The organism is Collinsella provencensis (assembly GCF_900199705.1).
Taxonomy (GTDB): domain Bacteria; phylum Actinomycetota; class Coriobacteriia; order Coriobacteriales; family Coriobacteriaceae; genus Collinsella; species Collinsella provencensis.
The window spans coordinates 1,629,120-1,649,742 of sequence record NZ_LT904908.1 but is presented as its reverse complement, the minus strand read 5'-3'; the positions used below and the strand labels follow the sequence as shown (position 1 = coordinate 1,649,742).

General features: G+C 55.9%; 20 protein-coding genes. 5 read left to right on the top strand and 15 right to left on the bottom strand.

The genetic code is table 11. From position 1 onward, the window contains the following. Nucleotides 1-33: 33 nt before the first annotated feature. From C1711_RS07320 to C1711_RS07310, 3 genes are all read right to left on the bottom strand, one after another. Complete coding sequence (locus C1711_RS07320; RefSeq protein ID WP_102338434.1) at nt 34-1,395, bottom strand: serine/threonine protein kinase; 1,362 nt, start codon at nt 1,393-1,395, stop codon at nt 34-36. Between the two features lie 60 nt (nt 1,396-1,455). Continuing rightward, nucleotides 1,456-1,875, bottom strand: a complete 420-nt coding sequence (locus tag C1711_RS07315; RefSeq protein WP_102338433.1) for a helix-turn-helix transcriptional regulator — start codon at nt 1,873-1,875, stop codon at nt 1,456-1,458. 82 nt (nt 1,876-1,957) lie between these two features. Beyond that, nucleotides 1,958-2,386: an FxLYD domain-containing protein gene (locus tag C1711_RS07310; RefSeq protein ID WP_234346332.1), complete on the bottom strand. Its 429-nt coding sequence runs from the start codon at nt 2,384-2,386 to the stop codon at nt 1,958-1,960. A gap of 137 nt (nt 2,387-2,523) precedes the next feature. On the opposite strand from C1711_RS07310, the gene C1711_RS07305 reads away from it, so the two are divergent. Next, entirely contained in the window at nt 2,524-2,850 is a 327-nt protein-coding gene (locus tag C1711_RS07305; protein WP_102338432.1) for an MGMT family protein, read from the top strand. A gap of 104 nt (nt 2,851-2,954) precedes the next feature. On the opposite strand, the gene C1711_RS07300 is transcribed toward C1711_RS07305, so the two are convergent. Further along, on the bottom strand, nt 2,955-4,013 hold the full coding sequence (locus tag C1711_RS07300) for a DNA/RNA non-specific endonuclease (RefSeq protein WP_234346331.1): 1,059 nt from the start codon (nt 4,011-4,013) through the stop codon (nt 2,955-2,957). A gap of 258 nt (nt 4,014-4,271) precedes the next feature. Here C1711_RS07300 and C1711_RS07295 point away from each other — a divergent pair, with 258 nt between their 5' ends. Beyond that, complete coding sequence (locus tag C1711_RS07295) at nt 4,272-6,272, top strand: DUF3825 domain-containing protein (RefSeq protein ID WP_159060085.1); 2,001 nt, start codon at nt 4,272-4,274, stop codon at nt 6,270-6,272. A 164-nt stretch (nt 6,273-6,436) separates the two neighbouring features. Here C1711_RS07295 and C1711_RS07290 read toward each other — a convergent pair whose 3' ends face one another. The 4 genes from C1711_RS07290 to C1711_RS07275 are packed head-to-tail and all read right to left on the bottom strand — an operon-like array spanning nt 6,437 to nt 9,835. Continuing rightward, nucleotides 6,437-7,252 carry a BtpA/SgcQ family protein gene (locus C1711_RS07290; RefSeq protein WP_159060084.1) on the bottom strand — a complete coding sequence of 272 codons (816 nt, stop codon included), beginning with the start codon at nt 7,250-7,252 and terminating at the stop codon, nt 6,437-6,439. A gap of 44 nt (nt 7,253-7,296) precedes the next feature. Then, nucleotides 7,297-8,907: a PTS system mannose/fructose/sorbose family transporter subunit IID gene (locus C1711_RS07285; RefSeq protein WP_159060083.1), complete on the bottom strand. Its 1,611-nt coding sequence runs from the start codon at nt 8,905-8,907 to the stop codon at nt 7,297-7,299. Nucleotides 8,908-8,931: 24 nt separating this feature from the next. After that, nucleotides 8,932-9,414, bottom strand: a complete 483-nt coding sequence (locus C1711_RS07280) for a PTS sugar transporter subunit IIB (RefSeq protein WP_102338428.1) — start codon at nt 9,412-9,414, stop codon at nt 8,932-8,934. Between the two features lie 10 nt (nt 9,415-9,424). Next, nucleotides 9,425-9,835 carry a PTS sugar transporter subunit IIA gene (locus C1711_RS07275; protein WP_102338427.1) on the bottom strand — a complete coding sequence of 137 codons (411 nt, stop codon included), beginning with the start codon at nt 9,833-9,835 and terminating at the stop codon, nt 9,425-9,427. A 277-nt stretch (nt 9,836-10,112) separates the two neighbouring features. On the opposite strand from C1711_RS07275, the gene C1711_RS07270 reads away from it, so the two are divergent. Further along, complete coding sequence (locus C1711_RS07270; protein ID WP_102338426.1) at nt 10,113-10,919, top strand: MurR/RpiR family transcriptional regulator; 807 nt, start codon at nt 10,113-10,115, stop codon at nt 10,917-10,919. A 356-nt stretch (nt 10,920-11,275) separates the two neighbouring features. On the opposite strand, the gene guaA is transcribed toward C1711_RS07270, so the two are convergent. The 3 genes from guaA to C1711_RS07250 all read right to left on the bottom strand — a co-directional run bounded on the left by guaA (nt 11,276) and on the right by C1711_RS07250 (nt 14,445). Continuing rightward, nucleotides 11,276-12,259, bottom strand: coding sequence for a glutamine-hydrolyzing GMP synthase (gene guaA / locus C1711_RS07260; RefSeq protein ID WP_102338424.1), 984 nt, complete (start codon nt 12,257-12,259; stop codon nt 11,276-11,278). A gap of 282 nt (nt 12,260-12,541) precedes the next feature. Beyond that, complete coding sequence (locus C1711_RS07255) at nt 12,542-13,984, bottom strand: DUF2130 domain-containing protein (RefSeq protein WP_102338423.1); 1,443 nt, start codon at nt 13,982-13,984, stop codon at nt 12,542-12,544. An 86-nt stretch (nt 13,985-14,070) separates the two neighbouring features. Next, a complete protein-coding gene (locus C1711_RS07250) occupies nt 14,071-14,445 on the bottom strand; it encodes an HIRAN domain-containing protein (RefSeq protein WP_102338422.1) in 375 nt (124 codons plus the stop codon). Between the two features lie 251 nt (nt 14,446-14,696). Between C1711_RS07250 and C1711_RS07245 the strand changes: the two genes are divergently transcribed. Both C1711_RS07245 and C1711_RS07240 read left to right on the top strand, forming a co-directional pair. Next, nucleotides 14,697-15,233: a cysteine hydrolase family protein gene (locus C1711_RS07245; protein WP_102338637.1), complete on the top strand. Its 537-nt coding sequence runs from the start codon at nt 14,697-14,699 to the stop codon at nt 15,231-15,233. A 149-nt stretch (nt 15,234-15,382) separates the two neighbouring features. Continuing rightward, a complete protein-coding gene (locus C1711_RS07240; RefSeq protein WP_102338421.1) occupies nt 15,383-15,940 on the top strand; it encodes a ferritin family protein in 558 nt (185 codons plus the stop codon). Nucleotides 15,941-16,142: 202 nt separating this feature from the next. On the opposite strand, the gene C1711_RS07235 is transcribed toward C1711_RS07240, so the two are convergent. The 4 genes from C1711_RS07235 to rplK all read right to left on the bottom strand — a co-directional run bounded on the left by C1711_RS07235 (nt 16,143) and on the right by rplK (nt 20,516). Then, entirely contained in the window at nt 16,143-17,759 is a 1,617-nt protein-coding gene (locus tag C1711_RS07235; RefSeq protein ID WP_102338420.1) for an aminotransferase class I/II-fold pyridoxal phosphate-dependent enzyme, read from the bottom strand. Between the two features lie 289 nt (nt 17,760-18,048). Beyond that, nucleotides 18,049-18,966 carry a hypothetical protein gene (locus C1711_RS07230; RefSeq protein ID WP_234346330.1) on the bottom strand — a complete coding sequence of 306 codons (918 nt, stop codon included), beginning with the start codon at nt 18,964-18,966 and terminating at the stop codon, nt 18,049-18,051. Between the two features lie 303 nt (nt 18,967-19,269). Further along, nucleotides 19,270-19,980: a 50S ribosomal protein L1 gene (gene rplA / locus C1711_RS07225; protein ID WP_102338419.1), complete on the bottom strand. Its 711-nt coding sequence runs from the start codon at nt 19,978-19,980 to the stop codon at nt 19,270-19,272. 107 nt (nt 19,981-20,087) lie between these two features. Next, nucleotides 20,088-20,516, bottom strand: coding sequence for a 50S ribosomal protein L11 (rplK, locus tag C1711_RS07220; RefSeq protein WP_006723104.1), 429 nt, complete (start codon nt 20,514-20,516; stop codon nt 20,088-20,090). Between the last annotated feature and the right edge of the window lie 107 nt (nt 20,517-20,623).

The following is a 20,623-nucleotide window of genomic DNA, read 5'->3' as shown; positions in this document are numbered from 1 at the left end:
AGTAACAACGCTTGACCTGATAAGCCCTCGCACCTAATGCAATCCTGACAACGAGCCGCACAGCGAAACAAAAATGATCAGGAAGAATGACGCGATGAAAACCACTCCCGCCTCAAGCAGAATGTTTCTACGAACAAGCAGCGGAAATCGCACGCTGATTCGGCGCCTGTCGAGCAGCAGCAACATAAACATCACGATGATGCCGCCGAGCATCACTATGTATTCCAAAAACCGGAACCACACGGGAAGCACCGCGTCTCTTTCGTTGGGACAGGCAACCAAATATGCACATGCCGACAACAGAAATCCCGCAGCGAAAAGGACGATGACGTTCCACAGCTTGCCCAAATACGTTGAGAGCTTGCTCTCAAGAAACTTTGCAAAATGATCGTGCAACCCACGAAGCCGCGTGAGCCCGTAAGGAAACCTGCTCTTACGAGGTTTTTCATACTTGAAAGAGCTCACACGTTCGTAAGACAACTTCCCGTCGGGCGAATCAAGCCGCTCAACACACTGTTCGACAGCACGCGCCAACGCTCGCGCACTCGCATATCGATCAGTTGGATTGAAAGAGCATGTTTTTGCAATCACGGCGGCAAAACCCTCATCAATTCCAGCCTCTTTGCACGCCTTTGCCGTGCATACATTAGGCGGATGCTCCCCCGTCAGGCAAAAGTAGAATATCTTTCCCAACGCATATACATCGCTTCGCTCGTCTGTCTGACCAAACCCGAATTGCTCGGGAGGTGCGTAACAGCGCGTTGCAAAACACGAGGTATCCGACTCGGCATCTTGGTGCCACACGCGCGAAATCCCATAGTCGATCACCACAGGCCCGCGCTCACTCATGATGATGTTCGAAGGCTTCAAATCACGATGAATGAGTGGCGCTTCTAGACGCGTGTGCAGGTCATGCACCGTGCGGCACAAGCTCAACGCCACTTTGCGCAGCGCATCGACCCCCGGACCAGCGCTCGCAACGTATTCCTCCAGCGAAGGCCCCTCGATGTACTCCATCAGAACGTGAAGCGTTTTGCCCGTGCGGACGCATTCGAAAATCTGAGGCGTTCCTTCAATGCGAACACCCCGTTGCTGGACGCGCCACAAAGCCTCGTATGCGGCTCCGGCATTTGGCGTGCCATCAATGCGCTTGCGAATTGCGCGAGCAGGTACGCTCGCTGTACCGTGTCCCTCGGGCGAGGGAACAACGATTTCGGTAGTTTCATACGCCGAGCGCTTGAGCAGCTGTTCAACGTTCCAAGAATCCGCATGCGACGCGACGTCTAAGAACGAATCGAGTGCGGCGTCAAAAGCCTCACTCGAATGCTCCCCATCATCAGAAATTGAATCGGGAGTTTCCAGGTACTTTTGTCTTATGTCCTGTAGCGTTTCCATATCGAAAGCTTAGCATCCCAACAGGACATCTAAAACACAACGGGAAACCAAAGCCGCACACTAGCAAATAGTCTCTTCACCCAAGCGATACAGCTCCTCGTTGACCTTTTGCAGCGAGCAGCCGTGATCCACGCAGAAGATGACGATGGCATCGCGGCGGCATTTGGGATCGAGGGTGCTCACACCGGCGGAAACGAGCGCGCGGTTCGTCTCGCGCAACGTCAGGGCCATGGCGAAGGCGATTTGCAGAACTTTATCGCGCGAAGGGTTGCGTGTACCAGTAAAGATCTGGTAGCCGAACGTCTCATTCAGATCCGCCATGCGCACCACGCGCGAGCGCTTGAGATGCTTTTTCTCAAGCAGCCGCTGCAGATACTCCGCCAGTGTGCACGAGGAGAACTCAGCCTGATCAACAAAGGAGTCGAGACTCGAGCTCTCAAGAAGTTCCTGAAGTACCTCTTCTGTTAAACGCTCTGCCACCTCGACTCCTTTCCCGCGTTACGCGAACGCACGAAGCGCGAAACTAGATATCGCGCTTTTCCGCCTTCCAAGAATATCGCGCTTAGAAGCCCGTGACATCAGCAAGCTCGAAAGAGGCGATCTCGGCCCCATCCTCAAATGCAGCCGCCTCAAACTTCCAAGCTCCACCCGCCTTGAGGTTGTTGGTGTTGGCGAGCGCAGTGCCGATCTGAGCTCCATCGGCATCATACAGGACGTACTCAACCTGAATGTAGTCCAGATCCCTGTCGGTATTGTTTGTCAAAGTTCCGGTGATATATGCGCTGAACTGGTTGGACGTATCAAGCGTCTCGTCCGTGATGGCGTAGGGCTCCGACTCCGGCTCCTCCTGCTCCTGCTTCTGCTCCTGAGCCGGGGCATCGGCAGAGCCCTTCGAATCGCTCTTGCCACCCGACCCGACTGCGCCAATTACGCCAATCACAACGACGACGATCAGGATGATCTTCCAAACGCTTTTCTTTCCCTTTGCCACGATAGCTCCTCTTTCTGTGGTTCTACGAATGCGCGCACGCACATCGTATCCTTGGAAGAGCTGCGAAACATTAGCTCGCAGCTAATGAGCCGTATCATTTTCGGCAGGATAGTTTCGACAGAAGGAGAAAGGCCAACATGTCTATAAGCCACACGCATTTCTTCGAGCGCGTATACGAGATAGTCGAGCAGATCCCTAAGGGCCGCGTGGCGAGCTACGGCCAGGTCGCCACCCTCATGGGCGCTCCGCGCTGCGCGCGCCAAGTCGGCTTTGCCCTGCATTCCAATCCGCGCCCGGGTATTATCCCCTGTCATCGCGTGGTGTTTGCCGACGGGCGCATCTGCGAGGGCTTTGCCTTTGGCGGACCGGAGGTCCAACGCTCCATGCTGGAGGCCGAAGGCGTGGTGTTCCTCGACGAAACTCACGTAGATATGAAAACGTGCCGCTGGGAAGTGGGACTGTAGACAGCGAACTCAGGCATAGAGCAGGCGACAGGGCTATCACCTGAATCTCCAAAAGAAGCTCCCTGCCCGCGCTCAATTTCCGGGGCAAACACTCAACCACGCATTTACGGATTGCAGTTGGCGCAGGGGCTGTAACCCTGGGCAATCATGTCTTCCCGTGTAGACCTAACCTCGCGCTTGTTCTTGTCCTTCATCTGCTTGACCGATCGGCAACCAGGTAGATGGAACTTGCCCGTGTTGACGTTGAGAATGTACGTCACCTCAACCGGAGCGGACTGCGGAACGTCGGCTTGCCCTGCCGCTCCGTCAGCCTGGGCAGCCCCCTCCTCGGGCGTATACGCAGGTACGTCATCGCTCATACGCCAGCTGTCGCCCGTGGCGTAATCGATGCCGATACCCGGTTGAACGTTGTAGCAGAACACGTTGAAGCAAACGCCCGCGCCATCGTCTTCAACGGAGCACGCCTCCATCTGAACGCCGCGCGCCACCAGCTCATCATCCACGAACACCGGCGTCACACGATAGAGCACACGATTGCCGGTGCGCTCCACATAGTCCGCGACCTCGTTTTCGAACGGCAGCATCCCCTCGACGTTCATATAGCGCGTGCCTGTAATGAGATTCTCTTCGTTGGCATTCTCAGCGGTGAGCTGATATCCGATGAGGTGGCAGCGGTTGTACAGATATCGATCGGCAATGAGATCGTCGTAGCGGACGGTGCGCCAACCGGTCGGCTTGATCATGCCGATGCTCCCCCGCTCCTCGGTGGGCATCGTGCTTCGGGATACGATGGCAAAAGCGGTTCCGCAGCGGCCGAGGGAATCCAGCGGCGCGTATTGCTCCTCGGGCGCGCTGAGATCCGTTTCGCTAAAACCGGGAACATTGTCCTCGACAACGGTATACGGGCTGCCGCCATACGCGGGAATGGCCGCGACGTCGATGGTGGATTCACACCCGGATCCGAGAGGCGATCGCGTGTCTTCCTGATCGCGAAGGCACGTGGACGACCCGTCGCCGGATGCGTCGAGCGCACAGGAACCGCCCGCAGCGGTCAGCGCCTCTCGGCTCGTCTCATCCGAACAGGCAGACAACGGTGTTGCCACAAGAACGGCGCCGAGCAACAGCGTCAGTAAACGATTGAAATGCTTCCCGGTTCGATTCACTGGAAAACAAACCTTTCTATCGGCAAAACCTGCAGCCATCATAGCAAAGGCATCCCAAACAGCCGAACAGGGCCCATGAGCGATCCCTCAACTCGCCAGCTCCACAAGACACGCGGGTGTCGCGGGTCAGGAAACCGGCGCGCTTGAGGCATTAACGCTCCTTCAGTTCGCCAACCCCACAAGACGGCATCGGCCAAAGAAGTACAATGATGTGCAGACAAGAACATGCAAGCGCATAACGTTTTGAGGAGAACGACGATGGCTCGACAATTGACCGAAAAAGAAAAGGCCGTTATCCATCAAGCCGCCCAAGAACCATGGTACCTTGACGCGCCTGTTCCCCCAGAGCTCCTCGAGCAGCTGCCCGTCAATTTCATCGACGCCGTTTGGCTCCCGCCGCAACGCAAGGAAGACCTCCCGCAATTGTATGGCGTGGAATCGGGGCATATAAGCCAAATCCAGGCAGATTGGCGAGAAGCGCTCGAATGTGGCGCCCTGCGCATGTTCGATGACAACACCATCAGTTTCCCCACGCATGTCCAGCGCGCAAATGGTTGTGCTGTCGAAGTCTCAATTACACGCAACGCCGATGATGATAGGTTCCCCTGGTGCCTCTCATACGTCCCCAAGATCAGTTCCTTGCAGCTCATGCGCGACGCTGTCGAGCCGAACACCCCATCCAACGCAAGCGATGTCGCGCCGGAAGGCCCCTCCGTCGGGGAAACAGACGCAGCCGCTCCAGCCAACCGCTCCGACGACACCGCTGCAAATGCCGCCGAGCCCACGATGGAGACCCCGCAGGTAAAAGCCCCCGCTTCCAAATCCGGCCCCTTCGATCCGCTCCCCCCTGTTCTCAAAGACAGCATCGAGGCCATGGCGCACACGAAGGACTATCGCAACGGGACGATTCCGGAGGACGTGCAACTGGAGTTAGCACCTCTCGACCAGCAATTCTCGGCGCACGTCGGCATTGACCAACGCAGCTCAGAAGAGCTTCTCAAATATGCAAATTGCAGGATCAACCTGCCGATTTTTTTGCAGCGTGAATGGAAGATCGCCCGAGAGGTCAGCGCGGTCAGATACTACGAGGGCAAGCTCATCTTCCCCATCAGCCTCCTTCGCAAAGACGGACGGGCCATCGAGGTTTCTTTCAGGAAGAACGACCAGTCCACCGACCCCAAGGCAAAACCTTGGATCGTGAGCTACGTTGACACATATTACTTCCCCGGCACAATAGACAGCCCGAACGATGCCGCCACGAACAGCGACACCACTGACAGCGGAAGCAGCCCTCGGTACCACGCCAAAGCCAAAACCAATGCGGGCAACGAGCTGTTCCGTTGGGCTTATATGGGCAAATATGACGAGACGCTCAAAGAGCTCGCCGATCTTGCACTGGACGAAAAATGGGACTTCAACGAAGACGGCGAGTCCAATTCTTATGCGATTCTGAGCAGCTACCTGAAGTACACGTTCTACCGCCTAAAATCAGAGGGCAAAGTTCTTGAAGACAAGGCGCAACGCATTGCTGCATTCAATACCGGGCTGGTAGACAAGACTTACGAGCCCATCTATGCATGCTTCTCGCCTTCAACGTACGGCAGCTCTCCCTGGAAGCTCGAGGCATTTTGCAAGGCGGGATCGCGGCAGTGGGGAAAGCGCCTTGTGGCGACATTTAATCCGCTCCCCAAACGCGCATCGTATTTCAAGCGCAAAGAAGACCTGCTCTTTGATACCGAGCGCCCGCTCGAGCGCGACGCCGATCATATTCTGCTCGACAATATCAACCGGCTCCCGCACGACTTTTTGGAAGAGGAACTGCGCGGTTCCGACGAGGCGCTGGCTGCATTGGAGGCTGCGTTCTCCGCAAAGGATAACGGGGCGCGAAACAGCGCGTTCGAGCGGCTCGAAAACATCATCGAGGACGACTCGAGGATCAAACGCCGTCTGATAAACCGCCTGGACGACGCCATCGAACTGGCCCAAAAGCGCGTGGAGTGGAACTTCAAGACGGCGGTCCCCGCGTTTTACCCTACCAAAGATCAGATGAGCCTGCTGCTTCCCCTCGATCTTACGGAGGACGAGAGGCCCGACGTCGCACTCGTGGTGGAGCTCACGGATTCGGGCGCGTATATCGGCCAGACGATCCTCACGATGCGCATGGCATACAACAACGCGCGCATGGTCTGCCGCCCGGACAGCGACTGGCTCAACACCTCTTTGCGTCTCTCCGATGCTGAAGAGGCTGCACGGGAGTAGGCATCAAGCACGAATGGCTACAGTCAGCAAATGTATTTCAACATTCCGTCAAACCCGCAATCCTCTCATTTAACGCAATAGCCCCTCAGAAGGTCAAATTATCTTCTGAGGGGCAAGGCAGAAGCTATACTGCGAAAACAGGCGAAGCCAAAAGCCCGCTAAACCTAATCCAGATTCTTGGCAGTCTTGATGAATGCCTGGGCTTTCTCGGGGTCAATGTTGTTCCAAAGGATGCCATCGTACTTGATGCTCGTACCGATGATGACACCATCACCGTAGGTGAGCAGCTCCTTGATGTTATTCACAGACGCGCCGCTACCGATGATGATGGGCACCTCGGGGAACTCCTCCTTCAAGCTCGCGATGTGCGAAGCCTCGGGCGGAAGACCTGCATGGGCGCCACCGAACAGTGCGCCGGCAATGGGCAGGTTGGCCACACCGGCATCGAGCATTTCCTCACTGGATCGGGAATCAAGGCAGGTGCCGGCGTGAGCCTCAAAGTAGGTATACACGCGCACATCATCTGCACCAATATGGCGCTGATACCTAAAAATCTCACCCGGATTGAACTTCTGGGAACCAAAAAGCCCCTCAAAAGAACCGCTTACATAGGTGCGCACGAACTTGGCGCCAATCGCCTTTGCCACAGCCAGCGTGGCGATGGGGTCAATGAGCACACCGCAGCCAAAGGGAACGGAAATCTCCTGCGCAACCTCAGTAGCAATGCGGACATAGCTGGCAACGGTCTCGGGGCCCACCGGAGTCAGATACGGACGGTCGCCCTCATTGGCAAAGACGAGCGCGTCAAAACCAGCAGCCTGAAGGGCCTCGGCATCGCGCTTAAGGCGATCGATTTGCTCCTTGAAGGTCATGGCATCGTCTGCATAAGGGCTGCCGGGCAAGGCCTGCATATGAAGACATCCAATAACAGGCTTTGCAACACCAAAAGTTTCAAAATGCTTATTCATTAGATTGTCCACGGATCTTTCCTTTCAAAGTGCGAGGGAAGTTGAATTGCGAATCATTAGGCAAGGATGCCGGTGAGGGCGAAGATGGCAGCCACCACGAACATGCCAACCAAAACCGTCGTCGGCTTGGCACCTTTCTTGATGAAGCGATAGGTGATGAGGAAGGCGACCAAGGGCAGAAGCTTCGGCAGAATGGTGTCGAACACGGCCTGGACTTCCAAAACACCCGTAGCAAGCTCGAAAGACAGGGGGCAGGTCAGCGGAATAACAGTAGCAACGAGGCAACCAAGAACCATCAGACCCATAACAGACAGGCCCTCGGTCAGCTGCTTCACCAGTCCACCGGCCAGCAGCTTCGTAACAGCATTTTTGCCGAACTTGTAACCTGCGTTGTAGCAGAAATAGCCGACACCCAGGGCATACGCACTAAAGAGAACGATCAGAAGCACGGGACCAAGCACAGAGCCCTGAGAAGCAAGGCCGATGGCGATCGAAAGCAGGACCACCTTCACGAGACTCTGGGTAACCGAGTCGCCAATGCCGGCGAGGGGACCCATGAGAGCGGTCTTAAGGCTGTTCACCATATCGTCGTCGATGTTTGCGCCGTTAGCACGCTCTTCTTCCATGGCGGCGATGATGCCGGGAATGATGGAGCCCCAGTTGTTCTCGGTGTTGAAGTAAGACAGATGACGCTTGAGACCAGCGGCCTGAGCTTCCTTATCGTTGGGGTAGAGCTCCTGCAGTACGGGGACCATACAATGGCAGAAACCCAGACCCATCATGCGCTCGTAGTTGTAGCAAATCTGACCCCAAGACTGCCAAATGAACCAAGAACGACGCAGGGTCTTCTTGCTGAGGCGCTTCGTCTTCTCAGTATCTGCAGCCTCTTCGTCCTTCTCGAAAGAAAGGCTGCTGATGATGCCGTCCAACCCGTTCTGGGTGTAAAGCAAGTGCAGAATGCCCGCAACGGCGCCGAGAATGGCGATGGGCATGGTACCGAGGCCAAGATAAGCGGACAGAACGAAGCCGATAGCGAAGAACGGGAGCAACGCAGGGTTAAAGAGCGCGCTCATGAGCATGGCAAGACCCAGTGCAGGAATGAGGTGACCCGCCAAAGACAGGATCGAGGTGACCTGTGCGGGAATGGCGTTCATGATTCCCTCGAGCATGGGAGCGCCAAAGTAGACGCACAGGAACGAAGGAATGAAGTAGGTGATGAACGGGAAAATCTGGGAGGCAAAGAGATTCATGGCAACGACACCCTTGGTGTTGCCCTCTTCGGCATACTTGTCGGCCTTCTGAACCCACACGGAGTTCAAAGACATCTTGACGTTGAAGCTCAAAAGACCCAGAAGTCCCAGAGGCACTGCAACGGTCAGACCCACAGAAGGATCTGCACCGGCGAGCATGGTCATGGCAACGCCCAGATAACCCGCAAGCGCGTAGTCGCTGGGAAGAGAACCGCCGATGGCCACCATGCCGATGTAGGCCATCATGACCGTGGAACCAACTTCAAGTCCATAAGCAAGGTTGCCAAAAAGCAAGCCGTTTACCATGCCTGCAACGAGCGGTGCGCCAAAGTATGCAGACCAGCGAAGCCACATGGGGCATGCCGTAGCGGCAAACCACGTGCAGAACGCAACGAGAAGTGCCTGTAGCAATAGCATCGAAATCATCTCTCCTTTACCGTTTTACAAAATGTCCTGAGCTGAAACCACCGAATCGGTGTAAAGCATCTGTAAAAAGACGTTGATACCAAGGTTTTCAAGGGCGGTAATATCGGCCGTTTCCTCAGGGGACAGGAACACGTTTTTCGTGATTTGCGTGCGCCCGGGAACAGACCCCACATTGCCAATGTTGAGCTCCATGAGAGGAGTCGCGGTGTCTTTCAGTGCCTCTATGAGTGCTCTCGCCTGTCCGATGCGCTTAAAAAGCAGCATCGTGGCAACAGGCGAAGTGTCCTGCTGAACCTTGGCGGCGGCATCTGCAACCGAAAGAATCTCGATTTCAAGGCCTGCCGGCGCTGCCATAGTCAGGATTGTGGTCATAAAGCTATCGACAGCCAACTGATCGTCAACAACGATAATGCGCTTGAGCTGCAAATACTTTGACCACGAAGTCATAATCTGACCGTGAACCAAACGCTCGTCTACACGACTTGCCACAATGTTCATGGGTACCTCCTTAGTTCATCTGAGCTGCAAAATCGACAATTGATTGCATGCCGCTTGCAACGATTGCTTCCTTGGCTTCCTGCAATGAAGCGGATTCCCTGCAAACCATGGCCTCGATGATCATGGCCAAGTTCATACCGGTAATCACTTCCAAAGAAGCCCTGTTCTCGATGTTTTGATACGCCTGGGCGGACATCAGGAAGGGACTTCCTCCCAATATGTCGCAAATGACCAAAAGCCCTCCATTGTCCTTGGCGTTATCAATGGCATCTGTAATGGACTCGAGCAGCTCTTGTTGGCTCTGGCCCGGCTCAAAGCACAGGGCGGCCACTCTCTCAGAACTCGGCCCATAAACCATGGCAGCCGCATCGAGCATGGCTTGTGCCACAGGCCCATGGGAAACTAGCAGAATGTCAAACACAGGGATCCCTTCCTTCGATGACGCCTCAATGATAAAGAGTGTGAATGAATGATTCAATAATGCTTGAATAGAATATGCTGAACGGTCTATTTAAGACGGTAAATGGTGTATTCATTCTCTCATGTTGATAGTTGACTTGTATCGGAATTTAAGTTTTTGCAGTTAACAGACTATTTTAATAATCTATTTGCGGTTTTGGAGAATCCTTCATTTACAAGCAGTCACAAGTTAGTATTATTTAAGTTGAATAGACCATTCAGTCACTCAAGGACATCCTATGAACGTTATCGAACAACTCGCTTCATATAGTTCGAGCTTTACTCCAACTGATCGGCGAATCTACGAAGCGGTACTCAGAGAGCCCGAGTATTTTATTCAAAGCACCACAACACTTGCCGCGAGCTACGTCGGGGTGTCTCAAAGTGCGATAAGCCGTTTTTGTCAGAAAGTAGGCTTTGAAAGCTTCGGAGATTTTAGAACCTCGCTGTTGCTTTCGATTGCACAGGCGGAAAACAGCACTCCACAAGATCCGGACGGAGATCCTTCTATATACCTGTGCTCAATGATCAAGGCAACCGAAAAGGCAATTCCAAAAAAGCGAATTACCGAGCTCTGCGACCGAATCTTAGGCGCTCGTATGGTTTACACCACAGGCGGCGGTTTGAGCTCGCCTCCCGCACAGATGCTCTCACTAGAGCTTCTCAAATATAATGTTCCCTGCTACAACATTCCAGCGGGCGGTGAAATGGTCCAAATGCACACCGCCACGGCTGAAGATTTGCTCATCATCTTTTCAACAAAAAATGACACACAACGACTGTTGCTAAACGTCTTGCAAGAGACCCCCCATAAAAAACGTCCACGTACCATCATGATTACGCACACGTCAGCACATCCCCTCAAGTCTTTGGTGGATGAAACTTTCGTGCTGCCAACATGGCAAACCGAGCGTTATCCGATTTATTTGGAGCCGATGACATCAATGCTGTTTTTCTGCAGCCTGTTGATGATTTCTGTATCTCAAAGGATCGGGAAGGATCCCGTCATGCTTCCTCCCCTGGTGGGCGTTAAGATCTCAAAATAAAATTGATCCGGTTCATCTTATTAAATCTGCATCGTACAAAACGGGCGTCCGACCACTGTGATCGGACGCCCGTTGTTTTGCCCTGTCATACGAGCTGGATAATCACTCATTCACGGGGAATAGCTTCAAAAACTCCCGTGCAGAATACGCTTTAACCCATGGACTCGCAAACGCAGTGCGATCGCGCGTGATGATGAAGTTGATAGAAACCGCAAATCTTCTCGAGGTAGTCCTCACGCTTGAGCAGACGCATACTGGCCCCAATCTCTCGACTGAAGCCAGCATTGCAAATACCTTAGTTATCGGGGTAAATTATTCTTTTCGTCAGTTTATTCCCCCCATAACTTATAAATTTCTTACTCGAACTCAATCGTTCCGCAGGGCTTCGGCGTAAGGTCATACAGCACACGGCAGATGCCCGGAACCTCGGCGGAAATGCGACCGCCGATCTTCTTGAGCAGCGCCCAATCGAGCTCAGGCACCTCAGCAGTCATGGCGTCGACGGTGTTGACCGCGCGAATGAACGCCGGCCAGCCATACAGGCGTTTGCCCTCGCGCACGCCGGTAACGCGGAAATCGGGCACGCTCACAAAGTACTGCCACACCTTGCCCTGAAGACCGGCGTTGGCAAACTCCTCGCGCAGGATAGCGTCAGCCTCGCGCAGCACCTCAAGACGATCGCGAGTGATGGCGCCAAGGCAACGGACACCCAGGCCAGGACCGGGGAACGGCTGACGCTCAACCATGTTCTCGGGCAAACCGAGCTCGCGGCCAATCACACGCACCTCGTCCTTGAAGAGCAGCTTGACGGGCTCGCAGAGCTCGAACTGCAGGTCGTCGGGCAGACCGCCCACGTTGTGGTGGGCCTTCACGCCGTCAGACTCGAGAATGTCAGGATAGATAGTGCCCTGAGCGAGGAAGCTGACTTCGTCGCCCACTTTGCGGGCTTCCTCCTCGAACACGCGAATGAACTCGGCGCCGATAATCTTACGCTTGCGCTCAGGCTCCTCAACGCCGGCGAGCAAATCAAGGAAGCGATCGGTGACATCGACATACACCAGATTGGCATCGAGCTGGTTCTGGAACACGTCGATGACCTGCTCGGACTCGCCCTTGCGCATGAGGCCGTGGTTCACGTGCACGCAGATGAGCTGCTTACCAACAGCCTTGATCAGCAGTGCAGCAACGACCGAAGAGTCCACACCGCCAGAAAGAGCCAGCAGCACCTTCTTGTCTCCGATCTGCTCGCGGCAGGCAGCAACCTGCTCGTCGATGAACGCCTGAGCCAGCTCGGGAGTCGTAATGCGAACCATGTCGTCCGGACGCTTGTTGGAATCCATGATGCCTCCTTGAAAACACACGTTTTATGCAGGTCTGATTGTATCCGATAGCTACGCGGTAATGATACTGCGACGCTTATTTGCACATGTCATCTATATGCCAGTTTTTCATGTCGCATCTTCTCGCGCACTCGTCGCGATCCCCGCATCACACGCCATTGCCCGCATCTCTCACGCTCGAGTTCGCATCGCCCCCGGGCTCTTTGCGTGAGGCGCTCTACTCAATTGTCCCAATCATTCAAAGCCGCAGCCTTCCTCGCAACTCCGCACGCAGTTCCGCATTTACTCCTCGCTCGACTCCTGCTGCTTACGCGCCTCATCAAACGCGGCCTTCATGGTGGGATTTCCGCGCGTAAGTTTGCGAATGGTAAGGTCCTGCGCCTTATCATTGGCCAAACGCAGGTTGTTTCCACTCGAAAGCAAATTGCTCTTCACCTTTTGCAGATGCTCGATGGTTTTGTCGATTTCCTCAACCGCCGTTTGGAACTTGCGGCTTGCCAAATCGTAATTGCGCGCAAAACCCGACCGGAAGTCCAGCAGCTTCTCCTCGAAATTCGTCACGTCGACATTCTGCTGACGCACCAAGGCGAGCTCCTGCTTATATGCCAGTGAATTCATAGCGGCATTGCGCAGCAGCGTGATAATGGGAATGAAGAACTGGGGGCGAATGACGTACATCTTTTCGTAGCGATAACTCACGTCCACAATACCCGCGTTGTACAGCTCGCTTTCCGGCTCGAGCAGCGTGACCAGAATGGCATATTCGCAGCGCTTCTTCTTGCGATCGGAGTCAAGCTTCTTGAAGAAGTCCTCGTTCTTGTGCTTGGTGGCGGTCGTATCGTTTTCGTTCTTCATCTCGAACATAATGGAGAGAATCTCGTTGCCGTTCTCGTCACGCTCGCAAAAAACGAAATCGCCCTTGGTGCCGTCCACGACATCATTGTCTTTTTCGAAATATGCGTTGGGAAACGCCGCCATGCGAATCTGGTTGAACTGGGTTTCGCAGTGCTGCTCGAGGGTCTCGCCCACCATCTTGGTGGACAGACGCGCCTTCATGTCACGCAGGCGCTCGATTTCCTCGTCTTTGTACCGGATGAGTTCCTGCGAGTTTTTGCGAGCCTGTTCCAGCTCGAGCGCGTGCGCAGTCTCGATTTGCTGCTTCTCCACCGCGCGCGCCTCCTGTTCAGCTGAACGCGCGTCACGCTCACGTGCAAGGGCAAACTGGACAGCATCGAGCTCGTGTGTAAGCTGCGTGCGCTCCTCGTTAAATGCCGTGCGCTCCTCAGTAACAGCCTGCGCCACCTCAAGATCACGACTCTTCCCTGCGGCCTCAAGCTTCGCCTTGAGCTCGGCGATCGCGGCATCGCGCTCGGAAATGTCCTTCGAAAGCTCCTCGCGTGCCGCGGATTCCGCAACACGCATCGCAGCCTCGCGTTCCGTAGCGGCAGCGTCGAGCTTTGCCTGCAGCTCGACAATCTGCGCATCGCGTTTGGCCTCGCTCTGTTGATGGGCCTGCTGTTGAGCGGCAAGTTGCCGATCAAGTTCGGCCTGTGCCTCGGTGCGCGCCAACTCGACCGCCTGTGCACGCTCGTGCTCCATCGCCTCCATGCGCTCATGCAGCTCGTGCGTGAACTGCTCGTCACGCACCTGGCGCACGATGCTTTCGTAGTCGCTTTCATCGACCGAAATAACCGTTCCACACTTGGGGCACTTAATCTCGTTCATGCACGCTCCCTCGCTTCGTCGCCGATTCACCCGGCAGCCTTTTGCTCTCCCCAACTATATCCGTTCGCGCGGACATCTTGCGCAAACTATATGATGTCCTGCGGATTGCAATGGGCCGTTCCGAACGTTTGGGCTGTCCTGCAATCCCTCACCAAGACGCCGATACGCACCTGTTCCCAAGGGTCATTTTCTGGCGCCACCTGAAGCACGCGACACTCGAACACGTCTCTATGCCCAAAGTAGCACATGGCGGAAAGCGGTCCTACAAGATGGGCGGGGATGTACCCCGTCATGATTCCATTGTATTTAACGGCAACCGCCTCAGGATCGTGCGGATTGTCCAGCACTGGAACCAAGTCGAGCGTCATCCCAGGCTTAAGCTCAGATAGGACAAGCGCCCCGTCGTAGTATTGGAATCCGGCGATATGGCAGGTAAACAACGTGCGTGACGGCTCGAACATGATGACTCCCTTCAGGTCATATCTCACCTCGAAGCGTTGTGCTTCTTTTCACGTGAGTTTATTGATTCGTTCGGACAAAAAAGAAGACCGCATCGCGCGCCCATGATGCGATGCACCATGTCGTGACACGCCGCATCCATCCAAAAGCAGCTTATGTCCTTGTCTGTTTCTTTCTCAATGGAACGGCCGATCTCGCCCCGCCGAATTACAATGAATCCTGCATGTCCCCCACCGCTGCAAAGGATTCACCCATGGCAAACAACTTCCTCATCGTCGTCGATATGCAAAACGATTTCGTCGACGGCGCCCTCGGCACGGCAGAAGCCCAGGCAATCGCAGGCGCTGTCGTTGAGCACGCACGCTCGTTTGACGGTACCGTCGTGTTCACCAAAGACACGCACGGCGACGACTACGCCTCCACGCAGGAAGGTCGCAACCTTCCCGTTCCCCATTGCATCCGCGGCACGCAGGGCTGGGAGCTCATTCCCGCGCTCGAAGATGTTCGCGCTGAACACGACGCCACCGTCTTTGAAAAGCCCACGTTTGGTTCCCTTGAACTCGCCCAGCGGCTCGTTGCGCAAAACGACGCCAACCCTATCGACTCCATTGAGCTCTGCGGCCTGTGCACCGACATCTGCGTGGTGAGCAACGCCCTCACCATCAAGGCACATCTCCCCGAGATCCCGCTCATCGTCAACCCCATGCTTTGCGCTGGCGTTACCCCCGCTGCTCACGAAGCTGCGCTTGCAACCATGCGCAGCTGCCAGGTCAACGTGCTTGACGCCTAAGAGGTTGTGAACTATTTGAGAATCGAGCTACAAATGTTATCAGATTGGAATCATTTTTGTCGGGGTTTTGACATACTATAATCATCCTGCGCGATTCCAAGTCAAAAGCAAGGAACGCGTAAAGTGTCATACGTTCGAAGGAGAACAACATGAAGTTCGTTTGCCCCGTTTGCGGTTATGTTGAGGAGTTCGATGGCGAGGAGCTGCCCGCCGATTTCAAGTGCCCCCAGTGCGGCGTTGCCGGTGAGCGCTTCACCAAGCAGGCCGGCGAGATGACCTGGGCTGCCGAGCACGTTGTGGGCATCGGCCACGACGAGGGCGTCTCCGAGGATATCATCGCCGACCTCCGCTCCAACTTCGAGGGCGAGTGCTCCGAGGTCGGTATGTACCTGGCCATGGCTCGCGTTGCCCATCGCGAGGGTTACCCTGAGATCGGTCTCTACTGGGAGAAGGCCGCTTACGAGGAGGCCGAGCATGCCGCCAAGTTCGCCGAGCTCCTGGGTGAGGTCGTGACCGACTCCACCAAGAAGAACCTCGAGATGCGTGTTGACGCCGAGAACGGCGCCACCGCTGGCAAGTTCGATCTGGCCAAGCGCGCCAAGGCTGCCGGTCTCGACGCCATTCACGACACCGTGCACGAGATGGCTCGCGACGAGGCTCGTCACGGCAAGGCGTTCGCCGGTCTTCTGAAGCGCTACTTCGGCTAAGCCGCAGAAACGCCGCGTAGCGCGAAAACGCGCCGCGCACCTGCATTAACCTGTGAAAAAGGGCGGGCTCGAGAAATTCGAGTCCGCCCTTTCAGTTGAATGTGCAAGCCAGTTGCACAGACGCTCGCGTTATCGCTCAAAACGCATTTTGCTTGCCAGCCACGCTTCCATGCCGCAAGTCCAACGCAATCGGCACCAGAAGCTATGCCTGGCGATACGTCGCAAAGAACTCGGCAAGATCTTCCATCGACTCGCGCAGGACCTCCATGCGCGGCAGATACACGATACGGAAGTGGTCGGGCTCAGGCCAATTAAAGCCACCGCCGCGCGTGATGAGAATGCCCTTCTGGTGCAGCAAATCGAGCGCAAATTGCTCATCATCGTGAATATTGAACTTCTTGATGTCCATCTTGGGGAAGATGTAGAACGCCGCCTTGGGCTTAACCGCCGTGATGCCGTCGATGGCGTTAAGCGCCTCGTACACGTAGTTGCGCTGCTCGTACACGCGACCGCCTGGCACCACATAATCCTTGACCGACTGATGTCCACCCAACGCCGTTTGTACGATGGACTGCGCTGGCACGTTGGAGCACAGGCGCATGTTGGATAGCATGTTCACGCCGTACATGAAGTCTTCGCCGAGCTTCTTGTTGCCCGAAATGACCATCCAGCCAATACGATAGCCGGCAATCATATGTGACTTCGACAAGCCAGAGAACGTCACGCAGAACAGGTCAGGAGCGAGGCTCGCAATGGAGATGTGCTCGGCATCGTCCATGCACAGGCGGTCGTAAATCTCGTCAGAGAAAATCATCAGCTGATGCTTGCGGGCAATCTTAACGATTCCCTCGAGAATCTCGCGCGCATACACCGCACCCGTGGGGTTATTCGGGTTGATGATGACGATCGCCTTGGTACGAGGCGTGATCTTGGCCTCGATATCCGCCAGATCAGGGTTCCATTCCGCCTGCTCATCGCAACGATAATGCACCGGCGTACCGCCCGAAAGCGTCGCGCACGCCGTCCAGAGCGGATAGTCCGGGCTGGGAATCAGAATCTCATCGCCGTTGTCGAGAAGCGCCTGCATGCAGAGGTTGATGAGCTCGGACACGCCATTGCCTGTATAAATGCCGTCCATGCTCACATTGGGCAGGTTCTTGATCTGCGAATACTGCATGATTGCCTTGCGAGCCGAGAACAGACCGCGCGAGTCGGAATATCCCTCACAATCGGGCAGCTGATCGCGCATGTCCTGAATGACCTCGAAGGGGGTGCGGAAGCCGAACGGCGCCGGGTTACCAATATTGAGCTTGAGGATATGAGCGCCTTCGGCCTCGAGGCGATTCGCCTCGTCGAGTACGGGGCCGCGAACGTCATAGAGAACGTTATCGAGTTTAGAGGACTTCTTAAATGTGCGAACGGGCGTGGTCATGTTTGAGTTCCTTTCGGTGGGGGTATTGCTGATGGACAAAGGAGAAGCGGCGGCAGGCCGCGCCGTGGCTCGTTCGACGGCGTGTGTGGCGGTTGAACTCGTCTCCCCCGCCTGAGCACATGCCTGCTCAATGCCGGTGCCATCTCCCGATGCTCCATGTTCAACGACCCATGCATCACCCATGAGCCACGGAAGCTCGACCCCAAGGATGTCGGCAAGCAATTCAGCAACTGCCGGACGAGGGACGGTCTTTCCGCTCACATACTGGCTGACCTGGCTTTTTCCAAGCTTCTTTCCTCGGGAACCGGCTTCTTGAATGAGATCGGCTTGCTTGAAGCCCTTTTGTTCCATTGCCTGTTTAAGGCGATTGGAAAAGACCTGTTGCATTGCTCAATCTCCTAAGTTCAATTTCAATTGCAAACTCTGATATTGCTTTGAACCTTAAGTTCATTTTTGTAGTCTAGCACAGTATTGAGTTCAATTTACAATGACTCTCCGGGTGACCGTAATCCTTATGACCAACACAAAATGAACTACGCAACGACACCAATCCATACAAAAACGCCCCCAGTTCAAATGAACCAGGGGCGTGAGTCATCACATCTCAGAGAAGCACAAGGTGTCGCAGCTCAAATATGAAAGGCCTACCGCACCTTCAAATGCTCCAATGTTCGTATTAGTAACGGGAGCCGCCACGACGATCGCCATAGCCACCACGGCCGCCGCGATCACCGAACCCGCCACGACCGCCGCGATCGCCACCGCGGTCAAAGCCGCCACGGCCACCACGATCACCGAAACCGCCACGGCCACCGCGGTCACCAAAGTCCTTGCGCGGGCCGCGATCGCCACGATCACCGCCGCGGCCACCGCGGTCAAAACCACCGCGGCCACCACGATCGCCACCGCGACCGCCAAAGTCCTTACGAGGACCACGGTCGCCGCCGCGGCCACCGCGATCGTCGTTATCCAGACCCATAGCGGTCAACGGCTCGATAATCTTATCCATGAGGGCGACAATGTCCTCAGCGTCAACCTCGGAAAGCTGGGCCACGAGCTTCTTACGCTTAGAACCCATGTTGCTGGCAAGCTCCTCGGCGTTCTCGTTGGCCTGAACGAGCACGATGCGCATGTCCTCGTCCTCAGGCTTGACGCGCGTCACAACGCCGGCCTCCTCGGCTTCACGCAGGATCGAGTCGAGCTCGCGCAGACGCATGCCCAGCAGGTCGGACATCTCCTTCTGCTCCATCTGCGGCTTAAGCTCAAGAAGCTTGAGAGCGCGCTTGAGCTCGTTCAGGCGAGCAAGATCCTCCTCAGCCTCACGGCCCATGGCGAACTTACGGTTACGCAGCAGGCGAGCAGCGCGCTGAACCTTGTCGAACAGCTGATCATCGAGGCTCTCGGTCTCCTCCTCGACATCAGCCTCCTCGCCCTCAGCATCCTCATCAACGTCAGCAGACTCGACGTCCTCTTCAAGCTCCTCGGTCTCAACAACCTCGGCGGTCTCCAGGTCCTCTTCGACCTCCACGACCTCGTCCAACATTTCGTTGTCGTTTTCCATGTACTCGGACATCTCGTCCTCCTTCTGCGCCATTCTGACGCCTCCTGAGGTGCGTTCTCGCACCTTTTGTCGCCCCACATTGCACAGGGCTTCCCAACGCCTTCCGGCGCGTTCTGCGGCACGCTCCATCTGAGCCTCGAATACCGCCTCGCATAGTTTACGCGAACTCTCGCATGCCAAATCGTGCTGGTTTTATGCCACACACCGAACACAGATACCCCGCTTTATCAGGCAGAAGCGCGCAGCTGTGGACACCCACTCCCCTCGAAACAAAAACCCGGCTCGCGTAAACGAACCGGGTTTATCAATCCTTGGAAAGGAATGCAGCGAAACCGCCTACTCCTCCATGAAGTTGCGGGTAACCGCGGAGTCAACCTTGACGCCCGGGCCCATGGTGGAGGAGATGGAGATGCTCTTCACGTAGCGGCCCTTAGCGGAAGCCGGCTTGACGCGCAGGATCTCGGTGTAGAGAGCAGCGTAGTTCTCGACGAGCTTCTGGTCGTCGAAGGAAACGCGGCCCAGCGGCACGTGGCAGATGCCGTAACGGTCGGCACGATACTCAACGCGGCCAGCCTTGAGCTCGGAGACCATCTTGGCGACGTCCATGGTCACGGTGCCGAGCTTGGGGTTCGGCATGAGGCCACGGGGGCCGAGGATCTTACCGATGCGGCCAACCTTGGCCATCATCATGGGCGTAGCGATAGCGGCGTCGAAGTTGATCTCGCCCTTCTGGATCTGGGCAATGAGCTCGTCGGAACCGACAACGTCAGCGCCAGCAGCGGTGGCCTGCTCGGCCTGAGCGCCCTCAGCGAAGACGGCAACGCGGACGGTCTTACCGGTGCCGTGGGGCAGGGAGATGGAGCCGCGGATGTTCTGGTCGGCCTTACGGGTGTCGACGCCCAGACGGAAGTGAGCCTCAACGGTCTCGTCGAAGTTGGCGCAAGCGACCTCCTTGACGACCTTCACAGCCGCGAGCGGAGTGTAGAGCTTACCCGACTCGACCTTCTCCGCAGCAGCGCGGAACTTCTTGCCATGCTTGTTAGCCATGTCATTACCTCCTGTGGTACATACGGGCACGCGGCCCTCCCACATCGTTCACACGCCCTTATGGCGTGCGAGTTACAAAATACAAGCTGGAAACCCAGCGAGCCGAGTTACTCGGCGATGGTCACGCCCATGGAGCGAGCGGTACCGGCGACGATCTTCTTGGCGGCGTCAATGTCGTTGGCATTGAGGTCGGGCATCTTGATCTCGGCGATCTTGGTGAGCTGCTCATCGGTGAGCTGGCCGACCTTGTCGCGCTGGGGAACAGCAGAGCCACCCTTGAGGCCGAGCTCCTTCTTGATGAGGTGAGCCGCGGGAGGGGTCTTGCACACGAAGTCGAAGGAACGATCCTCGAACACGGTAATGACGACCGGGATGATGTCACCCATCTTGTCCTGCGTGGCAGCGTTGAACGCCTGGCAGAACTGCATGATGTTGACCTGAGCAGCACCCAGGGCGGGGCCCACGGGAGGAGCCGGGTTGGCCTTGCCGGCCGGGATCTGAAGCTTGATGACGGTGGCGATCTTCTTCTCTGCCATGTCACACCTTCCTTAAACGTTACACGTTGAAATCTACTATATCGTCAGCACCAACACGCTAGAAGCACGGGAACCGATGAGCAGTCGGTCCCGAAGCGCGTAAGCGC

Excerpts from the sequence above, each read along its gene's own strand:
- C1711_RS07320 (WP_102338434.1), bottom strand. The coding sequence starts at position 1,395 with ATGGAAACGCTACAGGACATAAGACAAAAGTACCTGGAAACTCCCGAT.
- C1711_RS07305 (WP_102338432.1), top strand. The coding sequence starts at position 2,524 with ATGTCTATAAGCCACACGCATTTCTTCGAGCGCGTATACGAGATAGTC.
- C1711_RS07295 (WP_159060085.1), top strand. The coding sequence starts at position 4,272 with ATGGCTCGACAATTGACCGAAAAAGAAAAGGCCGTTATCCATCAAGCC.
- C1711_RS07285 (WP_159060083.1), bottom strand. The coding sequence starts at position 8,907 with ATGCTATTGCTACAGGCACTTCTCGTTGCGTTCTGCACGTGGTTTGCC.
- C1711_RS07280 (WP_102338428.1), bottom strand. The coding sequence starts at position 9,414 with ATGAACATTGTGGCAAGTCGTGTAGACGAGCGTTTGGTTCACGGTCAG.
- C1711_RS07270 (WP_102338426.1), top strand. The coding sequence starts at position 10,113 with ATGAACGTTATCGAACAACTCGCTTCATATAGTTCGAGCTTTACTCCA.
- guaA (WP_102338424.1), bottom strand. The coding sequence starts at position 12,259 with ATGGATTCCAACAAGCGTCCGGACGACATGGTTCGCATTACGACTCCC.
- C1711_RS07255 (WP_102338423.1), bottom strand. The coding sequence starts at position 13,984 with ATGAACGAGATTAAGTGCCCCAAGTGTGGAACGGTTATTTCGGTCGAT.
- C1711_RS07250 (WP_102338422.1), bottom strand. The coding sequence starts at position 14,445 with ATGTTCGAGCCGTCACGCACGTTGTTTACCTGCCATATCGCCGGATTC.
- C1711_RS07245 (WP_102338637.1), top strand. The coding sequence starts at position 14,697 with ATGGCAAACAACTTCCTCATCGTCGTCGATATGCAAAACGATTTCGTC.
- C1711_RS07240 (WP_102338421.1), top strand. The coding sequence starts at position 15,383 with ATGAAGTTCGTTTGCCCCGTTTGCGGTTATGTTGAGGAGTTCGATGGC.
- C1711_RS07235 (WP_102338420.1), bottom strand. The coding sequence starts at position 17,759 with ATGCAACAGGTCTTTTCCAATCGCCTTAAACAGGCAATGGAACAAAAG.
- C1711_RS07230 (WP_234346330.1), bottom strand. The coding sequence starts at position 18,966 with ATGGCGCAGAAGGAGGACGAGATGTCCGAGTACATGGAAAACGACAAC.
- rplA (WP_102338419.1), bottom strand. The coding sequence starts at position 19,980 with ATGGCTAACAAGCATGGCAAGAAGTTCCGCGCTGCTGCGGAGAAGGTC.
- rplK (WP_006723104.1), bottom strand. The coding sequence starts at position 20,516 with ATGGCAGAGAAGAAGATCGCCACCGTCATCAAGCTTCAGATCCCGGCC.